We start from the raw sequence: 18,223 nt of genomic DNA on the forward strand, positions 1-18,223 counted from the left end.
GTCATCCGGATTGAGCCCCGCTCGCCGACTTGTTCACGCCGTCGCCTCAGCGATCCAGCTCGTAGTGAAACACCTTGGCAATGATCTGCCAGCGCCCATCGACATGGATCAGGGTCAGCAGGTCGGTGAAGTGCTTGGGCAGGATGGCGCATTCGACCTTGGCCAGGGCGGTCACCGGCCCGGCAAATTCAATCGACAGGATGCGCTCCTGCACCGTCTCGCCCCGGCTCGCGGGCGAGGGGCGCTGGTCCACGATGGGGAAATACTCCTCCATGCGCAGGATCACCGCAGGCTCGGCCGTGGCGCAGGCATAGACCGCCTGCGGGTGGAACACGCGGCGCAGGCGCTGGGTATCGCTGTGGCACAGGCCGTCGAAATACTCCTGCAGCACGGCGGCGACTGCGTCGAAGCGCGGATCACTCATGGCGCGCTCCCGTCGGTGGCGGCGCGAGCGCGCTGGCGCCGCACGGTCACCGTCTCACCGGCCACCCCCCAGTTGTCGGTCTCGACCTCGTCGATCACGACAAAGGTGGTGGCAGGCTCCTTGTTCAGAACGCGCACCAGTAAATCGGTCGCACCCTGGATCAGTGCGGCCTTTTGCGCACTGCTGACACCTTCGCGGGTCACTTTGATGTTGATGTAAGGCATGGCGTGTTCCTTGTGGATGGATGAATGAACGGCGTCTCAGCCCAGCAACCCTTCGGCCCGCATCGCGGCCTGTACCGCGGGGCGCGCGGCCACACGGCGCATGAACGCCTGCAGATGGGCCAGGTCGCTGATGTCCAGCTTCACGAACTTGGCCCAGCCCAGCACCACAAAAAGATAGGCGTCGGCCGCCGTGAAGTGTTCCCCCGTCAGGTAGTTGCCGTCCTGCAGCTGCGCGTCCAGCCACTCCATCTTCTTGCGCAGCAGGGCGGCCAGCGCGGCCTTGGCGTTGTCGTCCAGCCCGGCGTGGAACAGGGGCGTGAAGGACTTGTGCAGCTCGGTGCTGACGTAGTTCTGCCACTCCATCACCCGGTAGCGCGCCCGCGTGCCGGCGGCCGGCATCAGTTGCGTGGCCTGGGCCTGGTCGGCGATGTATTGCGCAATGACCGGGCCTTCGGTGAGGCGGGAGCCGTCGTCCAGCTCCAGCACGGGCACCTGGCCTTTGGGGTTGATCGCATAGAAATCCTGCCCATCGGCCGTCTGGTGGCGCGCGGTATCGACCTTCTCCAGCGCAAACGGCAAGCCACATTCCAGCAGCAGGATGTGGGGCGACAAGGAGCAGGCGGCGGGGGAAAAGTACAGCTTCATGGGGAGGCCTTGGGGGCGTGGTGGAAAGGTGAAGCGATGGTATTGGCGATGCAAACAGCAATAAACTAGACACCAGTAATTTCACTGATTACATGAAGTAATAAACAAGACATGGCGCGCCAATTTGACGACCTGAAGCTGGGCAGCATCGAGCTGTTCTGCCTGACCGCCCAGTGGCAAAGCTTCACGGCCGCCGCCCAGGCGGCCGGGCTGACGGCGGCGGCGGTGAGCCGATCCGTGGCACGCATGGAGGCGCGCCTGGGCGTGCGCCTGTTCCAGCGCACGACACGCCAGGTGCGGCTGACCGACGCCGGCAAGCGCTACTACGAGCAATGCCGCCAGGCGCTGGGGCAGCTGGCCGAGGCAGAACGCGAGCTGTCAGGCCAGCAACAAAGCCCGGCGGGCCTCGTCCGCTTCAGCCTGCCCACCTCCTATGGGCACTGCCGCATCCTGCCCCTGCTGCCCGCATTTGCGCAGGCCTACCCCGGCGTGGAGCTGGAGCTGCAGTTGAGCAACCGCAACGTGGACTTCACCGAGGAAGGCTTTGACCTGGCCGTGCGCGGTCGCGCACCCATCGACTCGGGGCTGGTGGCACGCAAGCTGGAGGACGCCGCCCTGGTGGTGGTCGCCGCCCCGGCGTATCTGGCGCGTTGCGGCACGCCACACGAAGCGGCCGACCTGGCGGCGCACGAATGCATCCAGTTTGTGCTGCCCAGCAGCGGGCAGGCGGTGGCGTGGATACTGCGCGACGCGGCCGGGCGCGATATGGAGGTGCCCACCCAAGGCCGCCTGCGCTGCGCCGATGACATCCTGGGCCCCGTGACCCTGGCGCGTGCCGGCGCAGGGCTGCTGCAGACCTACCGGTTCATTGTGGAAGCCGACCTGCACAGCGGTGCCTTGCAGGAGGTGCTGCCCGCACATGCCGGTGCCTCCCGCCCGTTTTCGTTGCTGTACCCCGCCAACCGGCACATGCCGCTGCGCGTGCGGGTGCTGGTGGATTTCCTCGTTGATCGGCTGGCGCGGGCTTGACCCTGTCCCGTCCGCCATGCGCCAGACCCGCAAAATACACAAAACCAATCCTCACCCACCATGCTCCGCTACCTCACCGTCCCTGTTACTGCGTTCCAGCAAAACTGCTCCCTCGTCTGGTGCGACGCCACCCACAAAGCCGCCGTGATCGACCCCGGCGGTGACCTGGATGTGCTGCTGGCAGAAATCCAGCGCCTTGACCTCACGCTCGAACAGATCTGGCTCACCCACGCCCACATCGACCACGCGGGCGGCACGGGCGAGCTGGCAGAGCGGCTTTCGCTGCCCATCGTCGGCCCTCACCCGGGCGACCAGTTCTGGATTGACGGCCTGCCGCAGCAAAGCGCGATGTTTGGTTTTCCGCCCGCCCAGCACTTCACGCCCACGCGCTGGCTGCACGACGGCGACACGGTGCAGATTGGCGACGAGACGCTGAATGTGCGCCACTGCCCCGGCCACACCCCTGGGCATGTGGTGTTCCATGCGCCGCAGATTGACCGTGCTTTTGTGGGCGATGTGCTGTTTGCCGGCAGCATGGGGCGCACCGACTTCCCGCAGGGCAACCACCAGCAGCTCATCGACAGCATCACCCAGCGCCTGTGGCCCATGGGCAACCAGACGGTGTTCATCCCTGGGCACGGTCCTGAGAGCACGTTCGGGCGTGAGCGCCAAAGCAACCCCTATGTGGGTGGGACGTGAGTCGGTTTTTGGCGTTTTCGGGCTCTAGCGCTTTCCCAGAAAGCGCAGACAGCTATTATTTTTGAAGTAGCCCTGTGCCTCTGCGCGTGCCGCAGGGGCCAGCGTGCCCACCAGGACGCATGCCGGCCCCTGCAATGCGGCGTCAGAAATCGAACGAGGCCGACAGGCGCACGGCGCGTGGCGCACCCACGTTCACCCGGCCCGCACCCCAGATACTTTCAAAGTAAGCGCGGTTGGTGGGGTTGGTCACCGTGGCGCGCAGCACCACGGGTTGTGCGCCAAAACGCGTCGCATAGCGGGCGCCCACATCCAGCGTGGTCCAGGACGGCAGCTTCACGCTGTTGTCGCCCGTGAGCCACTGTGCACCCGTGTGGTTCACCCGGCCGTTCACCGACAGGCCCTGCACACCAGGGATGGCCCAGTCCGCGCCCAGGTTCAGCGTGAGCTTGGGCACGCCAAACTGCGCACGGCCCTGGTTCACGCCCTTGGCGGTCTGGGTCTGCTCGGTCTCGGTGTAGGCCGCGCCACCCAGCAGCGTGAGGGCCGGGGTCAGCTGGCCGAACACGTTCCACTCCACGCCCCGGTTGCGCTGCTCGCCGTCCAGCACCTGGCGGTTGTTGGCTTCGATCAGGGCAGGCTTGCTGATCTGGAACAGGCTCACCGTCTGCGTCAGGCTGCCCGCCACCCACTTCACGCCCACCTCGGCCTGCTTGCTCTTGTAGGGCTTGAAGGTCTCGCCCTCGTTGGCATAGGGCGCCTTCACGGTGGTGCCGGCGCTCAGGCCTTCCACGTAGTTGCCGTACAGCGAAACGTTCTCGCCCCAGGGCTTGGCGACCACGCCCACCAGTGGGGTCACGGCGCTCTCCTTGTACTTGTTGAGCTTCTGGTTGACCTGCTGCGCGCGCACGCCCAGGGTGAGCTGCACCCTGTCGTCGGCGAACGCCAGTGTGTCCACCACGCTCATTGCAGTCATCACGTCGTCGTTGAGGGGGTTGTAGGTGGAAGCCGCCCCGCCCGGCGGCATCGCAATGGGCCGGGGGTTGTAGATGTTGCTGTTGATGGCGGCCGTGCCATTGGCCCGGCTGCCACCCTGGTAGCTCATCACGTTGGCGGCCAGCGTCAGCTTGTGGGCCACGGCGCCGGTGCTGAACTGGCCGCGCACGCCCAACTCGGCCGTGGTGGTATCGTACTCGCCCCAGGAGTTGTAGGCCGTGCCCGTGGCGTTGCCCGAAGCCGCGTTCGCCGCCGTCCACACCGGGCGCGTGCCGAAAATGAAGCCGTCGTATGCATGCTCGGCCTTGCCCGCCGATGCAAACGCCGTCCAGCCGGTATTGATCCGCGCCTGGCCGCGCACGATGAGGCCCTGCGTCAGCGTATTGCTGTAGACGCCTTCGCCGTAGAAGAAGTTGGTAGAACCATCGGGTGCCTTGGGCACCGTGGTCCAGCCCGTGATGATGGGCTGCATGGGCGAGCCCTTGCGCACCTTGTTCTTCAGCGAATAGGCATCGGCCTCCACGTTCCAGCCTTCGCCCTGGTAGTCCAGCGCCAGGTGGCCGATCTCGCGCGCCTTGGTCTGGTGGTCCAGCCAGGTCTCGCCGCCCGACAGCACGCCGTTGACACGCACGCCCAGGCGCTGGCCTTCGCCGAAGCGGCGCGACACGTCGGCGTGCACGCCCACGTTCGATTTGGACGAATAGGTGGTGGTCACGCGTGTGAGCGGCTCCTTGCCCGCGCGCTTGGGCACGAGGTTGATGGCGCCACCCACATCACCTGACGGCGGCAGCCCCATCATCATGGCGCCGGGGCCCTTGAGCACTTCCACGCGCTCGAAGATCTCGGTGGGCGTGTTCTGCTCGGGCGCGAGGCCGTAGGCACCATTGATGGCCATGGAACTGGCGCCCACGCCGAAGCCCCGGATGATGAAGTTCTCGACGATGTGCCCTTCGTTGGTGGTGGTGCGCACCGAAGGGTCGTTCTTGAGCACGGCGCCCACGGTCTGCGCCTGCTGGTCGGCAATGCCTTCGGCGGTGTAGCCCGTCATGTTGAAGGGCGTGTCCATCACGCCCACATTGCCCAGCACCCCCAGGCGCGTGCCCCGGGCCACCTGGCCACCGGGCGCGGCAGCGGGCAGGCTTTCGGGAGTCTCGGCCGCCGCGTTCACGGTCACTTCCTTGAGCACCACCGGGGCTGCCGGGCTTTGCGCCCAGGCTGCGCCGGCACTGGCGAACAAGGTCCACGCACAGGCCCGGGCGGCCTGGCGCAAGGCAAAAGGGTGTGCCGGGGTGGCACCCCGGGATGGGCGGCGAGTCTGCATAGAGAAAGTCCTGAATCAAAAACGGTAGAAAAAGGGAACGCCACCCCGCCAACGGACTGCAAACAAGAATGAGTGCGATTTCACCCAGGACACAGACCCGCTCCAGGACGGAGCGGTAACAACGAAGTGCCCGGGACGTGTTGCAAGGCGTGCCGACTTGTTACATCCGGCATGCAGCGATGGTTCCACGCGGCCCGTGGACCTGTGTTTGCACGGTCAACAAAGATGTTTGCGGCACCCGCGCTGCCCGCAAAGAGCACATGGCCAAGCTACGTTGGAAGCGCCTTCCTGGGGAAGCGCACTGCCATGGAATCCTGGGCTTCGAATCTCCCCACGCGCCTGCAGCGGGCGCGGCCCCGCCAGGGCCGCCGCGCAAGGGCCGCCCCGCCGCGCTGGCGGCGTCCCCCTCTGGGGGAAGGCGCCGCAGGCGACTCAGGGGGTTTCAGATTCGTGCCCGGGCCAGCTTGGGCGGCATGCCAAAGCGCTTGCGGTACGCCGTGGCGAAGTTGGCGGCGCTGTTGTAGCCCGCGACCAACGCCGCCTGCCCTACCGTCAGGCCGTCGCATTCCAGCGCGTGGCGCGCCCGCTGCAGACGGTGTTCGCGCACAAAGTCGAACACCGTGGTGCCATACACCGCGCGGAAGTGCCGCTGCAGCGTGTTGGCATTGGTGCCTGCCTGGCGCGCCAGCGCATCGAGCGACATGTCCATCGCACCGTCGGTCTGCAAGAAGGCGTGCAGCGCGCGCATGCGCTGGTGCTCATGGGGCAGCAAGCGCAGTGCCGCCGCGGCCGGTGCCGGGGCGGGCGCGGGCGCTGGGGCTGGCCCCGGGGCGTGCTGCGCCAGGCTGCCCAGGGCTTCGCCCACCAGTTCCAGCGCGCGGCTTTCCAGGTACAGGTGCAGCAGCAGGGGGCTCAGGTCCGGCGCATGGGTGATCTGCTCTGCCAGCGCGGCAATGCGGGGCGACGGCTGCCAGTGGTGCATGGCCAGGTGCTGGCGGCGAAAGGCCTCGATGGCATCGGACGCTACGGGCCCAGCCACCTGCTCCAGCCACTCGCCCCCCAGGCCCACGCTCACCCGGCGCGCGTAGGCCCCCCGGCGGGCGCGGCGCTCGAAGCGCTCGGGCTGGGCCACTGACACCAGCAGCGCGCGCGGCAGCCCTGGCTCCCGGGGGCGTTGGGCAGTAGCGCTCGACAGCGCCACGCGTCGCGGGCCATAGCTCACGTCCACCGAGCCCTCCAGCAGCAGCACGATGCGCAGCCCCGCATCCATGTCGCCACTGGCGGTGAAGTCCTGCGCGTCGGCCGCATCGTCGGCGTGCAGGTGCAGCCCGGGGCGCAAGACCCGCACCCGCTGCAGATGGCGCTGCAGCGACGCCTGCATGCCCTCCGACGGCGGTGCCGCTGGCTGGACATTCAAGGGGCTGACAACGGACATGGGCGCAGGTGCGAGGAGATGCAAAAAGGTGTGGATGAAAGCGCAGTGAAAAGGTGCAGGCCCGGGGTTGGCAAGGGATGTACCCGAACCACACCGGCCACGCCTGACGTTTGCGCAAAGGTTTTTCTCCACGGGGCAAACACGGCAGGCACCGCGCCATGGGATGCTAGCAACTTGCGATAATAAATGCAAATGATTCTCAATATTGCTTGTTGCCTGGGAGCTTCTTCAGCGGGCCCCCAGGCCCTCGCAGCCGTCCATGACCTTCACACTCCCCCGTTTTTTCGGCTCCCTGGGCGTTGCGCTCTGCGCCGTGCTCATCACCACAGCCCCGGTACAGGCCCAGGGCACACCCCAGACCGTCACCGACCTGGCAGGCCGCACCGTCACCCTGCCCGCCAAGGTGGACCGCATCCTGCTGGGTGAAGGCCGGCTGTTGCCTGCACTGGGCGTGTTCGAGCGCGACGACGTGGCACGCCGCCTGGTGGGCATGATGGGCGACTACGAAACGCTGGACCCCGCCGGCTATGCGCAGTGGCGCAGCCGCTTCCCGCAACTCGACAAGGTGCCCCGCGTGGGCCGCAACAACGCCGGCAGCTTCAGCGACGAGCAGGCGATAGCGCTGCGCCCGCAGGTCGCCATCCTGGGCCTGGCCAGTGGCCATGGGCCGAGCAAGAACGACCGCGAGACCCTGGCCCGGCTGGAGGCGGCCGGCATCGCCGTAGTGTTCATCGACTTCCGCCATGACCCGCTCAGGAACACGCCGCGCAGCATGGAACTGCTGGGCGCCGTGCTGGGCAAGCGCAAGGAGGCCGACGCTTTCAACACCCTGTGGCGGGCCCAGCTCGAACGGGTCGAGTCTCGCCTGCGCACCCTGCCGGCCGGCACCCGCCACCCCAGTGTGTTCCTCGAAAACCGGGTAGGGCTGGCCGACGACTGCTGCGCCACCATGGTGGGCCTGGTGGGCGTGCTGCTCGATGCCGCTGGCGCCGAGAACGTGGCGCGTGGCCGCATTCCGGGCGAGCATGGCACGCTCAACCCCGAGTTCCTGATCGCCACGCAGCCCCGGCTGTACATCGGCACCGGCATCGGCAGCATGGCCACTACCGAGAAGTCGCCTCTGCGCATCGTGCTGGGCGCCGACGCCACGCCCGAGGCGGCCCGCGCGTCGCTGGCGCGTGCCACCCAGCGCAGAGGCATCGCCCAGCTGGAGGCCGTGCAGCAGAACGGGCGCGCCCACGCCATCTGGCACCACTACTACAACTCCCCCTTCAACGTGGTGGCGGTGCAGGTGTTCGCCAAATGGCTGCACCCCGCGCTGTTCGCCGACCTGGACCCGCGTGCCACGCTGCAGACCCTGTTCACCCAGTTCCAGCCCATACCGCTGACCGGCGTGTACTGGACCAGCCTCTGATGCCCGTGCCCCTGTCCCCACAGAGTACGCGCCGCGCACTGCTTGCCGCAGGCGCCGGTGCGAGCCTGGGCTTGCTGGGTGGGTGCGCCCACGGCAAGGCTACGGCGCCACCGCTGCTGCAGGCTGCACCCGCCCAGCTGCCGGGCACGCACCAGCAGGATCTGCGCGACCCGGCCAGCGGCCGCACCTGGCGCATCTGGGTGCAGCAGCCTGCAGGCCCCACGCCCGCCACGGGGTACCCGGTGCTGTACCTGCTCGACGGCAACGCCGCCTTTGCACTGGCGGCCCAGCTGGCCCGCAACAGCGCGGGGAGGCCCGGAGACATGGGCACCGACAGCACCATCGTGGTCGGCATCGGCCACCCTGGTGACGCCGTGATCCACCCCGCAGAACGCCAGCGCGACTACACACCTCCCGTGCCCGGCAGCACGGCCACGCCCGAAGCAGGCGGCGCTGACATCCTGCTCGACTTCATTGCGTGCGAGTTGCAGCCGCGCGTGGCGCATGCCTTTGCCATTGACCCGCAGCGCCAGACCCTGAGCGGGCATTCGTTCGGCGGCTTGCTGGTGCTGCACGCGCTGTTCACGCGCCCCGCGCAGTTCACGCGGTACGCAGCCACCAGCCCCTCGGTGTGGTGGAACGGCGCACAGCTTCTGCGCACGGCCGGGCAGTTCGCACAGGTCCACGCGATGGCGCCGCGCCCCTTCCGGGCGCAGTTGCTGCTGCGCGTGGGCAGCCTGGAACAGGCGCAGACGGCACCCACCGCAGCCCGCTCTGCCATACAGGTCGAGCGCCGCATGGTCGAGCGCACCCTGGCGCTGGCCGACCAGCTGGGCGCGCTGCAGTGGCCCGAGCTGCGCGTGGACATGGCCGTGCTGCCCGGCCTGGACCATGGCAGCGCCATGGCCCCGGGGCTCATCGACGCCCTGGCATTGGCCCAGCAGCCCCGCTGAAAAACACGGACGCTCTGAAACCCTTTCGCGCACCACACGCCCTATACCGGAATTGCCTCCGTTGAACCCAGCCACTGCCTCTCCCTTGCCCGTAGCCATGGCCTCCACCGATTCGCTCGCGCAGCGCTACGGGCATTTCGTGCGCCGGCGTCTGCTGCTGCTGGCCACCTTGCTGGCCGTGCTGTGCGCCAGCGCCGTGGCCGACATTGCACTCGGGCCCTCCACCTTCGCGTTTGCCGACGTGCTGCGCGGCCTCTTCGCACCCGACGCCCTGCCGCAAGCGCAGCAGGTCATCCTGTGGGAAGTGCGCCTGCCCTATGCAGTGATGGCCGTGCTGGTGGGCGCCAGCCTGGGCCTGGCCGGGGCCGAGATGCAGACCGCGCTCAACAACCCGCTGGCCAGCCCGTTCACGCTGGGCGTGTCGGCCGCCGCGGCGGTGGGCGCGTCAGCGGCCGTGGTCAGCGGTTTCACGCTGCTGGCCTGGGGCGAGAACCTCGCGGTGCCGCTGTGCGCCTTTGCTGGAGCGGCGTGTGCCACGGCGTTGATCCAGCTGCTGGCTTGGCGCCAGGGCGCCAGCGTGGACACGGTGGTGTTGTTCGGCATCGCGCTGCTGTTCAGCTTCGAGGCGCTGCTGTGGCTGCTGCAGTTCATTGCCGACAGCAACGCGCTGCAGCAGATCGTGTTCTGGACCATGGGCAGCCTGGGCCGCGCCACCTGGACCAAGATCGGCATCGTGGGCACCGTGCTGGCGCTGTGCATGCTTTGGTCGGCGCACCAGGCCTGGGCCCTCACGGCGCTGCGCGCGGGCGAGGACCAGGCGCGCAGCTTCGGCATCGCGGTGGAGCGGCTGCGCCTGGTGACACTGCTGCGCGTAAGCCTGCTGGCGGCCACCGCCCTGTCGTTCGTGGGCACCATCGGCTTCGTGGGCCTGGTGGGACCACACATCGCGCGCATGCTGCTGGGCGAAGACCACCGCTACTACCTGCCGGGCAGCGCGCTGGCCGGGGCGCTGATGCTGTCGCTCGCGTCCATCCTGAGCAAGGCGCTGGTGCCCGGCGTGGTGCTGCCCATCGGCATCATCACCGCGCTGGTGGGCGTGCCGCTGTTCATGGTGCTGGTGCTGCGCCAAAGAAGGGCTGCATGAAGCACCGCCTGAGCCGCTGCGCGTCTTCCCCCTCTCTCACATTGCTGCGCAATGCGGGAGGGGGACGCCCCCAGCGGGGCGGGGCGGCCGTTGCGCGGGGGCGCTGGCCTGGGCCGCGCCAGTTTCATTGGCGGCTGAGGGTGCGTAGCGCCATGAAGGCTTGATATGACAACGGGCCTGACCCTCGAACAACTCACCGCCGGCTACCCCGGCCGGGCCGTGCTGCAGGGCGTGGACCTGCCTGCCGTGCCCGCCGGCACCCTGGTGGCCGTGGTGGGCCCCAATGCCGTGGGCAAGTCCACGCTGCTCAAGGCCGTGGCCGGGCTGCGGCCCGCACAGGGGCGCGTGCTGCTGGAAGGGACCGACCTGGCCATGCTGGCCCCGCGCGAACGCCTGCGCCGCGTGGGCTACCTGCCCCAGGCGCTGCCGCAGAGCACCTCGCTCGTGGCCTACGAGACCTGGCAGAGCGCCCTGCGCGCCGGCCGCAGCGAATGGAGCACCGCGCAGCGCGAGGCGGCCATCGAGTCGGTGGTGGCGGCGCTGGGGCTGCAGGCGCTGGCGCTGCGCCGGCTCGACGAGCTGTCGGGCGGCCAGCGCCAGATGGTGGGCCTGGCCCAGGTCATCGTGCGCGCGCCGCGCCTGCTGCTGCTGGACGAACCCACCAGCGCCCTCGACCTGCGCTGGCAGCTGCAGGTGCTGCAGGCCGTGCGCGCCATGGTGCAGCAGCAGGGCTCGATCGGCCTGGTGGCCGTGCACGACCTGAACCTGGCCCTGCGCTTTTGCCAGCACGTGCTGGTGCTGGGCGGCGGCACGGTGCTGGCTGCCGGCGAGCCCGCGCAGGTGCTCACCCCTGCCCTGCTGCAGCGTGCCTATGGCGTCGAGGCCCGCGTGGAGCGCTGCTCGAAAGGCAATTTGCTGGTGTTGGCCGATGCAGCGCTGCCACTGTCCGAACCCTTTTCCCCCACAACAACATCGCCGCACCCATGATGCAACGCCAGGGCCACCTGCCCACCACCGAGGCCAGCCGCTACCTGCAGCGCCTGTGTTACCACTTCACCCGCAAGATCCGCGTGACCTACGACGCACACCATGGCGAGGCCCACTTTCCCTGGGGCCTGTGCGTGTTGCGCGCGGATACCGAGGCCTTGCGTTTCGTCTGCAGCGCCGAGGACGACGCCAGCCTGGCGCGCGTGCAGTTCGCCATCGACTCGCATGTGGAGCTGTTCTCGCGCAAGAGCCCCATGGCCGTGTGCTGGCAGCCGGCGCAGACCGGCCCAGGCGCTGGCGTCGCGCCAGAAATTTGAACAAAATCAGGCCCTAGCGCTTATTCAGAAAGCGCTGGTAGCTATCAAATTTGATAGATCCAGGCACACAGGGGCGCCCGACAGGTCAGCCGCGTTGGGCGGCTTGGTAGAGGCCCTGCACCTTCGGCACGTTCATTTCCAATTCCTTGATGCGCGCCGGACCCGAGGGGTGGGTGGAGAGGAAGGCCAGCCCGCCCTGCTTGTTGCCGCTGGCGTTGCCCATCTTTTGCCACAGGCTCACGGCCGCCGAAGGCTGGTAGCCCGCGCGGGCGGCCAGCTCCAGCCCCACCAGGTCGGCATCGGTCTCGTCCGACCGGCTGAACTGCAACGTGAGCAGTTGCCCGCCCAGGCTGGCAGCCGCATTGCCCAGGTCTCCCAGGCCGAGCAGCTGCGAGCCCAGGCGCAGCGCCAGGTTGGTGCCCTGCGTCTTGGCGATGCGCTCACGCGCATGCTCGCGCAGCGCGTGGGCCATTTCGTGGCCCATGATCATCGCGGCTTCGTCGTCGGTGAGCTTGAGCTGGTCGAGGATGCCGGTATAGAACGCAATCTTGCCGCCGGGCATGCAGAACGCATTGATCTGCTGGCTGCCAATGAGGTTGACCTCCCAGCGCCACTGCCTGGCGCGCTCGTTCCAGGGCGTGGCGTGCGGGATCAGCCGCTTGGCAATGGCGTGCAGGCGCTGCAGCTGCGGGTGGTTGTCGGGCGCCAGCGCACGTTTGGCCTTGGCCTGCTGCAGCATCTGCTGGTACTGCTGGGCTGCAGAGTTTTCCAGCGTCTCGGCGGGCACCAGCTTGCGCAGGCTGGACGCGGTACCCACATCCACCTGCGCCAGCACCGGCGCCGCAGCGCTGACACCTGCCGCCAGCAGGAAGGCGCGGCGCGCCGACCACGGGGACGAGGGCGCAACAGAGGGAGCGGGGCAGAAAAGACACATACAAGGCGATCCCAGAAGGAATAATGAGCAGAGCTGGCACACAACACACCAGAGTCTGCCGCGCAGATGGAGGCCGACAGACTGGCTACAAGGGTGTGTCGGCGATGATAGACAAAACCCACGCTCGCCCATGTCAGACACCTCCACATCTTCCCGCCCCAGCCTCGCACCCAGCACCGCCCCGGACAAGCCCCCGCGCACGCCCTGGCTGCAGACGCTGCGCGTGTACCTGGAGCCCGCCAGCCTGCGCATGCTCACGCTCGGGTTCTCCGCCGGGCTGCCATTGCTGCTGGTGCTGGGCACGCTGAGCTTTCGCCTGCGCGAAGCGGGCATTGACCGCAGCACCATTGGGTATCTGAGCTGGGTGGGCCTGGCCTACGGCTTCAAGTGGGTGTGGGCGCCGCTGGTGGACCGCATGCCGATCCCGCTGCTCACCCAGGCGCTGGGGCGCCGCCGCAGCTGGCTGCTGCTGTCGCAGGCACTCATCGTAGGCGGGCTCATCGGCATGGCGCTGGCCGACCCGCGCCAGACGCTGGGACCCATCGTGTGGTGCGCGCTCGCGGTGGCGTTTGGCTCAGCCACGCAGGACATTGCGTTGGATGCGTTTCGCATCGAATCTGCCGACGCCAATCACCAGGCCGCGCTGGCAGCCTCGTACCAGACAGGCTACCGCCTGGCCATGATCTGGGCCGGTGCGGGCGTGTTGTGGATTGCGGCGCGCTCCGAAGTGGCCCCTGCGGTGGGGCAGCTGGTAGCGCAAGGCGCGGCCGCGTACCAGAACGGCGCCTGGCAGGCGGCCTACCTGGCCATGGCGGCGTCAATGGCGGTGGGCGTGATCACCGTGCTGTTCTCGCGCGAGCCTGCGCCGCGGGCCCCCGCTGATGAGCGGCTGGAGTTGAGCCAGGCCATCACCCGGCTGGCGCTGAAGGGCGTGCCGCTCTGGGCACTGTTGGTGGTGCCTATGGTGGCTGTGGCGATCAGGCTTGGAAATCTGCCCATGTTGCTGGTGCATTCGTTTTCACCGCCCGGGTGGCTCGCGGCCTTCGCGGGCATTGCCAGCACCGGCTTGGCCCTGCTTGTGCTCGGGTATTGGCTGCGCTCTCTTGCTCGCAAGGACGTTCGGGTACCCGCGCCGGCGGCGCTGCGCCCGTCCTTGGCTTGGCTGGAAATTGCGGTATTCAACCCCTTCAAGGACTTTATCCAGCGCTATGGCAAACATGCCTTGCTGATCCTGGCGCTCATTGCCGTGTACCGCATCAGCGATGTGGTGATGGGCATCATGGCCAACCCGTTCTATGTGGACATGGGCTTCACCAAGGACGAGGTGGCGGCCGTCACCAAGGTGTACGGCGTGATCATGACGCTGGCCGGTGCCTTTGTGGGCGGCGTGCTGTCGATGCGTTTTGGCGTGATGCGCATCCTGATGCTGGGCGCCATCCTGAGCGCCGCCAGCAACCTGCTGTTCGCCTGGCTGGCGGGCCACGGGCACGACGTGACCGCGCTGATCGCCGTGGTCTCGGCCGACAACCTGGCCAGCGGGATTGCCTCGGCCGCGTTCATCGCCTACCTGTCGAGCCTCACCAACGTGAGCTACTCGGCCACGCAGTACGCACTGTTCAGCTCGATGATGCTGCTGCTGCCCAAATTTGTAGCGGGCTTCTCGGGCGACTATGTGAATGCCTTCGGCTACGCGCACTTCTTCACGGCCACCGCGATGCTGGGGCTGCCGGTGCTGGTGCTGGTATGGCTGGCTGCACGGGTTCGGGCGCCATCGGCAACGCCACCCGCACACAGGTCCCCTGACCCGGCGCAGCCGTGATCTCCAGCTGCGCGCCAATGGCCTGCGCCCTGGCCCGCATGTTGGCCAGCCCCTGCCCTCCAAGCTGGGCCGAACGCTCCATGCCGACTCCGTTGTCGGCAATCTCCAGCACCAGATGCGGCGGCTGGCCCGGCCCATCCTGATGGCGGGCACTCACCCGCACGGTGCTGGCCTGCGCGTGCCGCAGCACGTTGGTGAATGCCTCCAGCAGGAGGCGTTGGATCTGCAGCACCATGTGCGGCGTGAGACTTTCTAGGGCGGGGAGCTCCTCCACCTGCCAATCCACCTGGATGCCTGTGGCCGCCAGGCGCGGTTGCATCCGGTAGCGCAGCGTGGCCAGTACCGTAGCCAGATCACCACCCACCGGCTGGATGGCATCCACGGCCATGCGCAGTTCATCCAGCGCAGCATTCGCGTGCTCGCGCAGCTGGGCGTTGGTGCGGCCTTTGCCAATGAGGCTGAGCAACCCCACCAGTTGCGAACCCACGCCGTCGTGAATGTCGCGCATGATGCGCTGGCGCTCCAGGAGCGCGGCATGCTGGGCGTGCTCCTGCTGCAACAGGGCGTAGCTGACCTGCAGCTCCTGCTCGCGCTGGCGAACCTTCTCGTCCAGCGAATTGCTCAAGCCCTGGTAGGCACGCACCTGCCGGGCGTAGCGGTTCAGGATGAGCCATCCCATGAGCAGCACGAACAGCATGGTGGCCAGTGGCAGATAAGAAGAACGGCCCACACTTTCTGTGGACACCCGAATTTCCAGGAAATCGTAAAGTCCTGCGCCGATGGGAATAAAGCTGGCAAGACACAACGCGATGGCTTCTGGCTGCCGGGCCACCAGCGCCTCTCGTGCCGCAACGGCATACGCCCAGAATGCAGGCACAAACAGCAGTGCCAGGGCGGCAGTCCAGCACCAGGGCTGCCCAAACCCAAAGCCCCCCACGACCAGTGACGCCTCGGCGGCCAGCAGCATCCAAAAGCCCCGCCTGGCCCCCACACCGTCCCGGCCCACCAGCGCCAAGGCGAAGCGCACCAACAACAGCATGTGAACCGTCAACGAGAAAGCCACGATGCCGCCCCATAGCGGCCACCCCAGGGGGGATGTCTCCCACAGCCGATCGCCATACCGCAGCATCCCGAACGGCGCGCAAAGCGCAAAATAGCCATACACAGGCTCGCGATTCAGGTGCCACAGCCCCCCGGCAACCACGCCCGTGAGTGCCAGCGCAAACACCACGGCCACCGCGCCCCACTGCCGCCAGATATAGCGCTCGCGGTATTGCGGCAGCAACGTGGCCTCTGGCCCGAAACGTGGCGCGGCCAACCCTCCCCAACGTACGGGTTGCACCGCCACACGCACCTCCAGCGCCGTGGAAGCGGTGCTGGAAAGGAGGCTTGTAGGTACAGGCACCCACAGCGGCGCCTTGGTTGCATCGTTGCGGCTGTCTCCGAGAACGCCGCGATGCGCTATCAGATCCCCCCCCACATATATTTCCACCTGGTTTCCCACACGAGGGAAATAAAGACCCCGCAGCACGCCGTCCGGGGCGACCGGGGGCAGGACGAGCTGGTAGCGGGCGCGCCCTGCCAGCCCTGGATAGGCCTTGTCCCAAAGATGAGGAAGTTTCACCTGTCCTGACCAGGCCGGAGCCCCCTCCGGCTCCAGGTACGCCTGCGCAATGTCAATCGTGTCCGCACCCACCTGCGCCTGCACCGCGCTGCACAGAAGCATCGACAAAGCCACCACCACACGCCATGCCCACGCACGCCCCAAGCACGGGAGCTTGCTACAACAGCCCCAGCTGTCGTGCCTCAAAAATCGCTTCCGTCTTTGAGTGAACGGCCAATTTGTTGTAGATATTCTTGACATGGGATTGGACGGTGGACGGCGCGATGCCAAGGATCTCTGCGGCTTCGGCATAGGTAAATCCGCGTGCGAGTTTGGCCAGAATTTCCCTCTCGCGCACCGTCAAGGTTTCGGCGACTGGCAATGGCCCCTGTGGCAAGGGCACAGGGGACAGCCGGGCCAGCAGCTGACGCGCAATGATGGGCGTCATCGGGGAACCCCCTGCGTTGAGGCTCAGCACATGTTCCGCCAGATCGTCTTCGGTGCCATCCTTGAGCAGGTAGCCGCGTGCGCCCGCCTCGAAAGCGCGCATCATGTTCGCCTCGTCGCCAAACATGGTGATGACCATGATCTCGGTACCTGGAGACAATTTCTGGCACTGGCGGATCACTTCCAGACCCGATCCATCCGGCAGACCGAGATCCACCAGGAGCACATCCACACTGTTCTCGCGCAACCAGGCGACCATCTCGCTCACTGTGGCCGCGGCATAGGCCAGACACAGGCGCTTTGCACGCGCGAGCGCCCGTGCAAAGCGCTCACGGGTGCGCGGGTCGTCTTCCACGATAGCGACGGAAATGCCCAGGTCTTGCACGGCGGAGCGGTGCTCGGAGGATTTCATGCAGGGGCCCGAGCCTTGGTCTCTGGCTGCAAAGCCCCATTCACCGCCATTTCAGCGCCCTCTTGCCGCACATCCCTGACCTGCGGCCTACGCATTGAATCCAGGGGGTTCGCCGCGTCCATGTAGGAGGTGAAGACGATTTTCATGCGCTTAAGCGTAGAGGCAAAGCAGGGGACGCACAAGAAGCCGCAGCTCCCATGTTCATGGCATGCGCACATTTCGTGGTTTGGAGAAAGTCAGATCAACGGGTGACCAAGGGCACGCCTGGCGGAGCCTTGTCGCCAACGGCCGTGACCCGCAGTGGTGCTTCATCCATCAAAGGCCGTCCCGGCACACCTGCTCCAGATGCAAAGGTGGCGTGGAGCGGCACGATGGTCATCGGCGAAACCACATGCACAACACCTTCTGCGAGGCACTTGGGCGCCAAAGCCTGGAGGTCATGTGCATCCAGCGGGGCTTACCACCGGACTGCATCCAACCCGTGCTGCCAAGGGCACGTTTTCACGCTCCCCCAGGGGAGCTTTTTTTATTGCGCTCCATTGACCGTTGGCTCCCGTCCAAGCACGGCACGCCGGGATGTGCTTTACGGAAGCTTTACCTGGCCGATAAAACCGCGTGACGGCCCGTCGCCACCATGAGAGGCACCCCCCACTACACTGCCCCCATGAGCTCCCAACTGCTGATGATCGAAGACGACGCCCGCCTCGCACAGATGGTGGGCGAGTACCTGGGCCAGTCGGGCCTGCAGGTCACGCACCGTGCGGACGGCAAAAGTGGCCTGGCGCAGCTGCAGGGGCCCGATGCCGGGCCACTGCCCGACCTGGTGATCCTCGATCTCATGCTGCCCGACATGGACGGCCTGGAAGTGTGCCGTCGCATCCGCTCGCTGCAAGGCAACGCGGCCCAGGTGCCGGTGCTCATGCTCACCGCCAAGGGCGACCCCATGGACCGCATCATTGGCCTGGAGCTGGGCGCCGACGACTATCTGCCTAAGCCTTTTGAACCCCGCGAGCTGCTGGCCCGCATCCGCGCCATCCTGCGCCGCCGCACCGATGGCGGCAACGCGGCGGCGGCCACGCAGGTGCTGCGCTTCGGCACACTGGAGATCGACCGCGACGCTCGCACCGTGACCGTGGCAGGCGAGCTGGCCGACCTCACCTCCTACCAATTCGATTTGCTCGTGGCGCTCGCCGAGCGCGCGGGCCGCGTGCTCACGCGCGACCAGATCATGGAGGCCGTGCGCGGCCGCGAGCTGGAGGCGTTTGACCGCTCCATCGACGTGCACATGGGCCGCATCCGTGCCGCCATCGAGGCCGACGCCAAGAACCCGCGCCGCATCCTCACCGTGCGCGGCGTGGGCTATGTATTCGCGAAACAACAAGACTGACCGGTGGAGCGCGGCCTTGCCACGGCGCGCACCCCC

The 18,223-nt window shown here is 67.3% G+C and carries 17 protein-coding genes; 9 read left to right on the forward strand and 8 right to left on the reverse strand.

Going from position 1 to position 18,223, the window contains the following annotated elements; genetic code table 11:
* Nucleotides 1-46: 46 nt before the first annotated feature.
* From ASE39_RS09845 to gstA, 3 genes are read right to left on the reverse strand one after another with little or no spacing between them, the layout of a single operon-like run.
* On the reverse strand, nt 47-424 hold the full coding sequence (locus ASE39_RS09845) for a nuclear transport factor 2 family protein (RefSeq protein ID WP_057271025.1): 378 nt from the start codon (nt 422-424) through the stop codon (nt 47-49).
* On the reverse strand, nt 421-648 hold the full coding sequence (locus ASE39_RS09850; RefSeq protein ID WP_010467040.1) for a 4-oxalocrotonate tautomerase family protein: 228 nt from the start codon (nt 646-648) through the stop codon (nt 421-423). The genes ASE39_RS09845 and ASE39_RS09850 overlap by 4 nt, the downstream gene beginning before the upstream one ends.
* A 36-nt stretch (nt 649-684) precedes the next feature.
* Nucleotides 685-1,293 carry a glutathione transferase GstA gene (gene gstA / locus ASE39_RS09855; RefSeq protein ID WP_057271026.1) on the reverse strand — a complete coding sequence of 203 codons (609 nt, stop codon included), beginning with the start codon at nt 1,291-1,293 and terminating at the stop codon, nt 685-687.
* A 111-nt stretch (nt 1,294-1,404) separates the two neighbouring features.
* On the opposite strand from gstA, the gene ASE39_RS09860 reads away from it, so the two are divergent.
* Nucleotides 1,405-2,322 carry a LysR family transcriptional regulator gene (locus ASE39_RS09860; RefSeq protein ID WP_010467037.1) on the forward strand — a complete coding sequence of 306 codons (918 nt, stop codon included), beginning with the start codon at nt 1,405-1,407 and terminating at the stop codon, nt 2,320-2,322.
* 60 nt (nt 2,323-2,382) lie between these two features.
* Nucleotides 2,383-3,021 carry an MBL fold metallo-hydrolase gene (locus tag ASE39_RS09865; RefSeq protein WP_010467036.1) on the forward strand — a complete coding sequence of 213 codons (639 nt, stop codon included), beginning with the start codon at nt 2,383-2,385 and terminating at the stop codon, nt 3,019-3,021.
* Between the two features lie 142 nt (nt 3,022-3,163).
* Here the strand turns inward: ASE39_RS09865 and ASE39_RS09870 are convergent, their stop codons facing one another.
* Nucleotides 3,164-5,335 (reverse strand): TonB-dependent siderophore receptor, encoded by a 2,172-nt coding sequence (locus tag ASE39_RS09870; protein ID WP_057271027.1) that lies wholly within the window; start codon nt 5,333-5,335, stop codon nt 3,164-3,166.
* A gap of 442 nt (nt 5,336-5,777) precedes the next feature.
* Nucleotides 5,778-6,770, reverse strand: coding sequence for a helix-turn-helix transcriptional regulator (locus ASE39_RS09875; RefSeq protein ID WP_242421401.1), 993 nt, complete (start codon nt 6,768-6,770; stop codon nt 5,778-5,780).
* Between the two features lie 259 nt (nt 6,771-7,029).
* Here ASE39_RS09875 and ASE39_RS09880 point away from each other — a divergent pair, with 259 nt between their 5' ends.
* The 5 genes from ASE39_RS09880 to ASE39_RS09900 all read left to right on the forward strand — a co-directional run bounded on the left by ASE39_RS09880 (nt 7,030) and on the right by ASE39_RS09900 (nt 11,585).
* Entirely contained in the window at nt 7,030-8,184 is a 1,155-nt protein-coding gene (locus ASE39_RS09880) for an ABC transporter substrate-binding protein (protein WP_057271029.1), read from the forward strand.
* Nucleotides 8,184-9,137, forward strand: coding sequence for an alpha/beta hydrolase-fold protein (locus ASE39_RS09885; protein ID WP_057271030.1), 954 nt, complete (start codon nt 8,184-8,186; stop codon nt 9,135-9,137). The genes ASE39_RS09880 and ASE39_RS09885 overlap by 1 nt, the downstream gene beginning before the upstream one ends.
* Nucleotides 9,138-9,234: 97 nt before the next feature.
* Nucleotides 9,235-10,281: an iron ABC transporter permease gene (locus tag ASE39_RS09890; RefSeq protein ID WP_057271031.1), complete on the forward strand. Its 1,047-nt coding sequence runs from the start codon at nt 9,235-9,237 to the stop codon at nt 10,279-10,281.
* Between the two features lie 165 nt (nt 10,282-10,446).
* Complete coding sequence (locus ASE39_RS09895; protein ID WP_057271032.1) at nt 10,447-11,268, forward strand: ABC transporter ATP-binding protein; 822 nt, start codon at nt 10,447-10,449, stop codon at nt 11,266-11,268.
* Nucleotides 11,265-11,585, forward strand: coding sequence for a DUF2218 domain-containing protein (locus ASE39_RS09900; protein WP_057271033.1), 321 nt, complete (start codon nt 11,265-11,267; stop codon nt 11,583-11,585). Before ASE39_RS09895 ends, ASE39_RS09900 begins: the two co-directional genes overlap by 4 nt.
* Nucleotides 11,586-11,670: 85 nt before the next feature.
* Here ASE39_RS09900 and ASE39_RS09905 read toward each other — a convergent pair whose 3' ends face one another.
* A complete protein-coding gene (locus ASE39_RS09905) occupies nt 11,671-12,519 on the reverse strand; it encodes a M48 family metallopeptidase (protein WP_050812579.1) in 849 nt (282 codons plus the stop codon).
* 130 nt (nt 12,520-12,649) lie between these two features.
* Between ASE39_RS09905 and ASE39_RS09910 the strand changes: the two genes are divergently transcribed.
* The gene (locus ASE39_RS09910) at nt 12,650-14,338 is read left to right on the forward strand and encodes an MFS transporter (RefSeq protein ID WP_057271034.1); all 1,689 of its coding nucleotides are present in this window, start codon (nt 12,650-12,652) and stop codon (nt 14,336-14,338) included.
* On the opposite strand, the gene ASE39_RS25795 is transcribed toward ASE39_RS09910, so the two are convergent.
* Both ASE39_RS25795 and ASE39_RS09920 read right to left on the reverse strand, forming a co-directional pair.
* Entirely contained in the window at nt 14,220-16,064 is a 1,845-nt protein-coding gene (locus ASE39_RS25795) for a sensor histidine kinase (RefSeq protein WP_082615385.1), read from the reverse strand. The genes ASE39_RS09910 and ASE39_RS25795 overlap by 119 nt on opposite strands.
* A gap of 55 nt (nt 16,065-16,119) precedes the next feature.
* Entirely contained in the window at nt 16,120-16,773 is a 654-nt protein-coding gene (locus ASE39_RS09920; RefSeq protein WP_029414389.1) for a response regulator transcription factor, read from the reverse strand.
* Between the two features lie 691 nt (nt 16,774-17,464).
* Between ASE39_RS09920 and ASE39_RS09925 the strand changes: the two genes are divergently transcribed.
* On the forward strand, nt 17,465-18,187 hold the full coding sequence (locus ASE39_RS09925) for a response regulator transcription factor (protein ID WP_010467012.1): 723 nt from the start codon (nt 17,465-17,467) through the stop codon (nt 18,185-18,187).
* Nucleotides 18,188-18,223: the final 36 nt, after the last annotated feature.

It is taken from the genome of Acidovorax sp. Root267, from assembly GCF_001429215.1.
Taxonomy (GTDB): Bacteria; Pseudomonadota; Gammaproteobacteria; order Burkholderiales; family Burkholderiaceae_C; genus Acidovorax; species Acidovorax radicis.

Excerpts from the sequence above, each read along its gene's own strand:
- ASE39_RS09845 (WP_057271025.1), bottom strand. The coding sequence starts at position 424 with ATGAGTGATCCGCGCTTCGACGCAGTCGCCGCCGTGCTGCAGGAGTAT.
- ASE39_RS09850 (WP_010467040.1), bottom strand. The coding sequence starts at position 648 with ATGCCTTACATCAACATCAAAGTGACCCGCGAAGGTGTCAGCAGTGCG.
- gstA (WP_057271026.1), bottom strand. The coding sequence starts at position 1,293 with ATGAAGCTGTACTTTTCCCCCGCCGCCTGCTCCTTGTCGCCCCACATC.
- ASE39_RS09860 (WP_010467037.1), top strand. The coding sequence starts at position 1,405 with ATGGCGCGCCAATTTGACGACCTGAAGCTGGGCAGCATCGAGCTGTTC.
- ASE39_RS09865 (WP_010467036.1), top strand. The coding sequence starts at position 2,383 with ATGCTCCGCTACCTCACCGTCCCTGTTACTGCGTTCCAGCAAAACTGC.
- ASE39_RS09870 (WP_057271027.1), bottom strand. The coding sequence starts at position 5,335 with ATGCAGACTCGCCGCCCATCCCGGGGTGCCACCCCGGCACACCCTTTT.
- ASE39_RS09875 (WP_242421401.1), bottom strand. The coding sequence starts at position 6,770 with ATGTCCGTTGTCAGCCCCTTGAATGTCCAGCCAGCGGCACCGCCGTCG.
- ASE39_RS09880 (WP_057271029.1), top strand. The coding sequence starts at position 7,030 with ATGACCTTCACACTCCCCCGTTTTTTCGGCTCCCTGGGCGTTGCGCTC.
- ASE39_RS09885 (WP_057271030.1), top strand. The coding sequence starts at position 8,184 with ATGCCCGTGCCCCTGTCCCCACAGAGTACGCGCCGCGCACTGCTTGCC.
- ASE39_RS09890 (WP_057271031.1), top strand. The coding sequence starts at position 9,235 with ATGGCCTCCACCGATTCGCTCGCGCAGCGCTACGGGCATTTCGTGCGC.
- ASE39_RS09895 (WP_057271032.1), top strand. The coding sequence starts at position 10,447 with ATGACAACGGGCCTGACCCTCGAACAACTCACCGCCGGCTACCCCGGC.
- ASE39_RS09900 (WP_057271033.1), top strand. The coding sequence starts at position 11,265 with ATGATGCAACGCCAGGGCCACCTGCCCACCACCGAGGCCAGCCGCTAC.
- ASE39_RS09905 (WP_050812579.1), bottom strand. The coding sequence starts at position 12,519 with ATGTGTCTTTTCTGCCCCGCTCCCTCTGTTGCGCCCTCGTCCCCGTGG.
- ASE39_RS09910 (WP_057271034.1), top strand. The coding sequence starts at position 12,650 with ATGTCAGACACCTCCACATCTTCCCGCCCCAGCCTCGCACCCAGCACC.
- ASE39_RS25795 (WP_082615385.1), bottom strand. The coding sequence starts at position 16,064 with ATGCTTCTGTGCAGCGCGGTGCAGGCGCAGGTGGGTGCGGACACGATT.
- ASE39_RS09925 (WP_010467012.1), top strand. The coding sequence starts at position 17,465 with ATGAGCTCCCAACTGCTGATGATCGAAGACGACGCCCGCCTCGCACAG.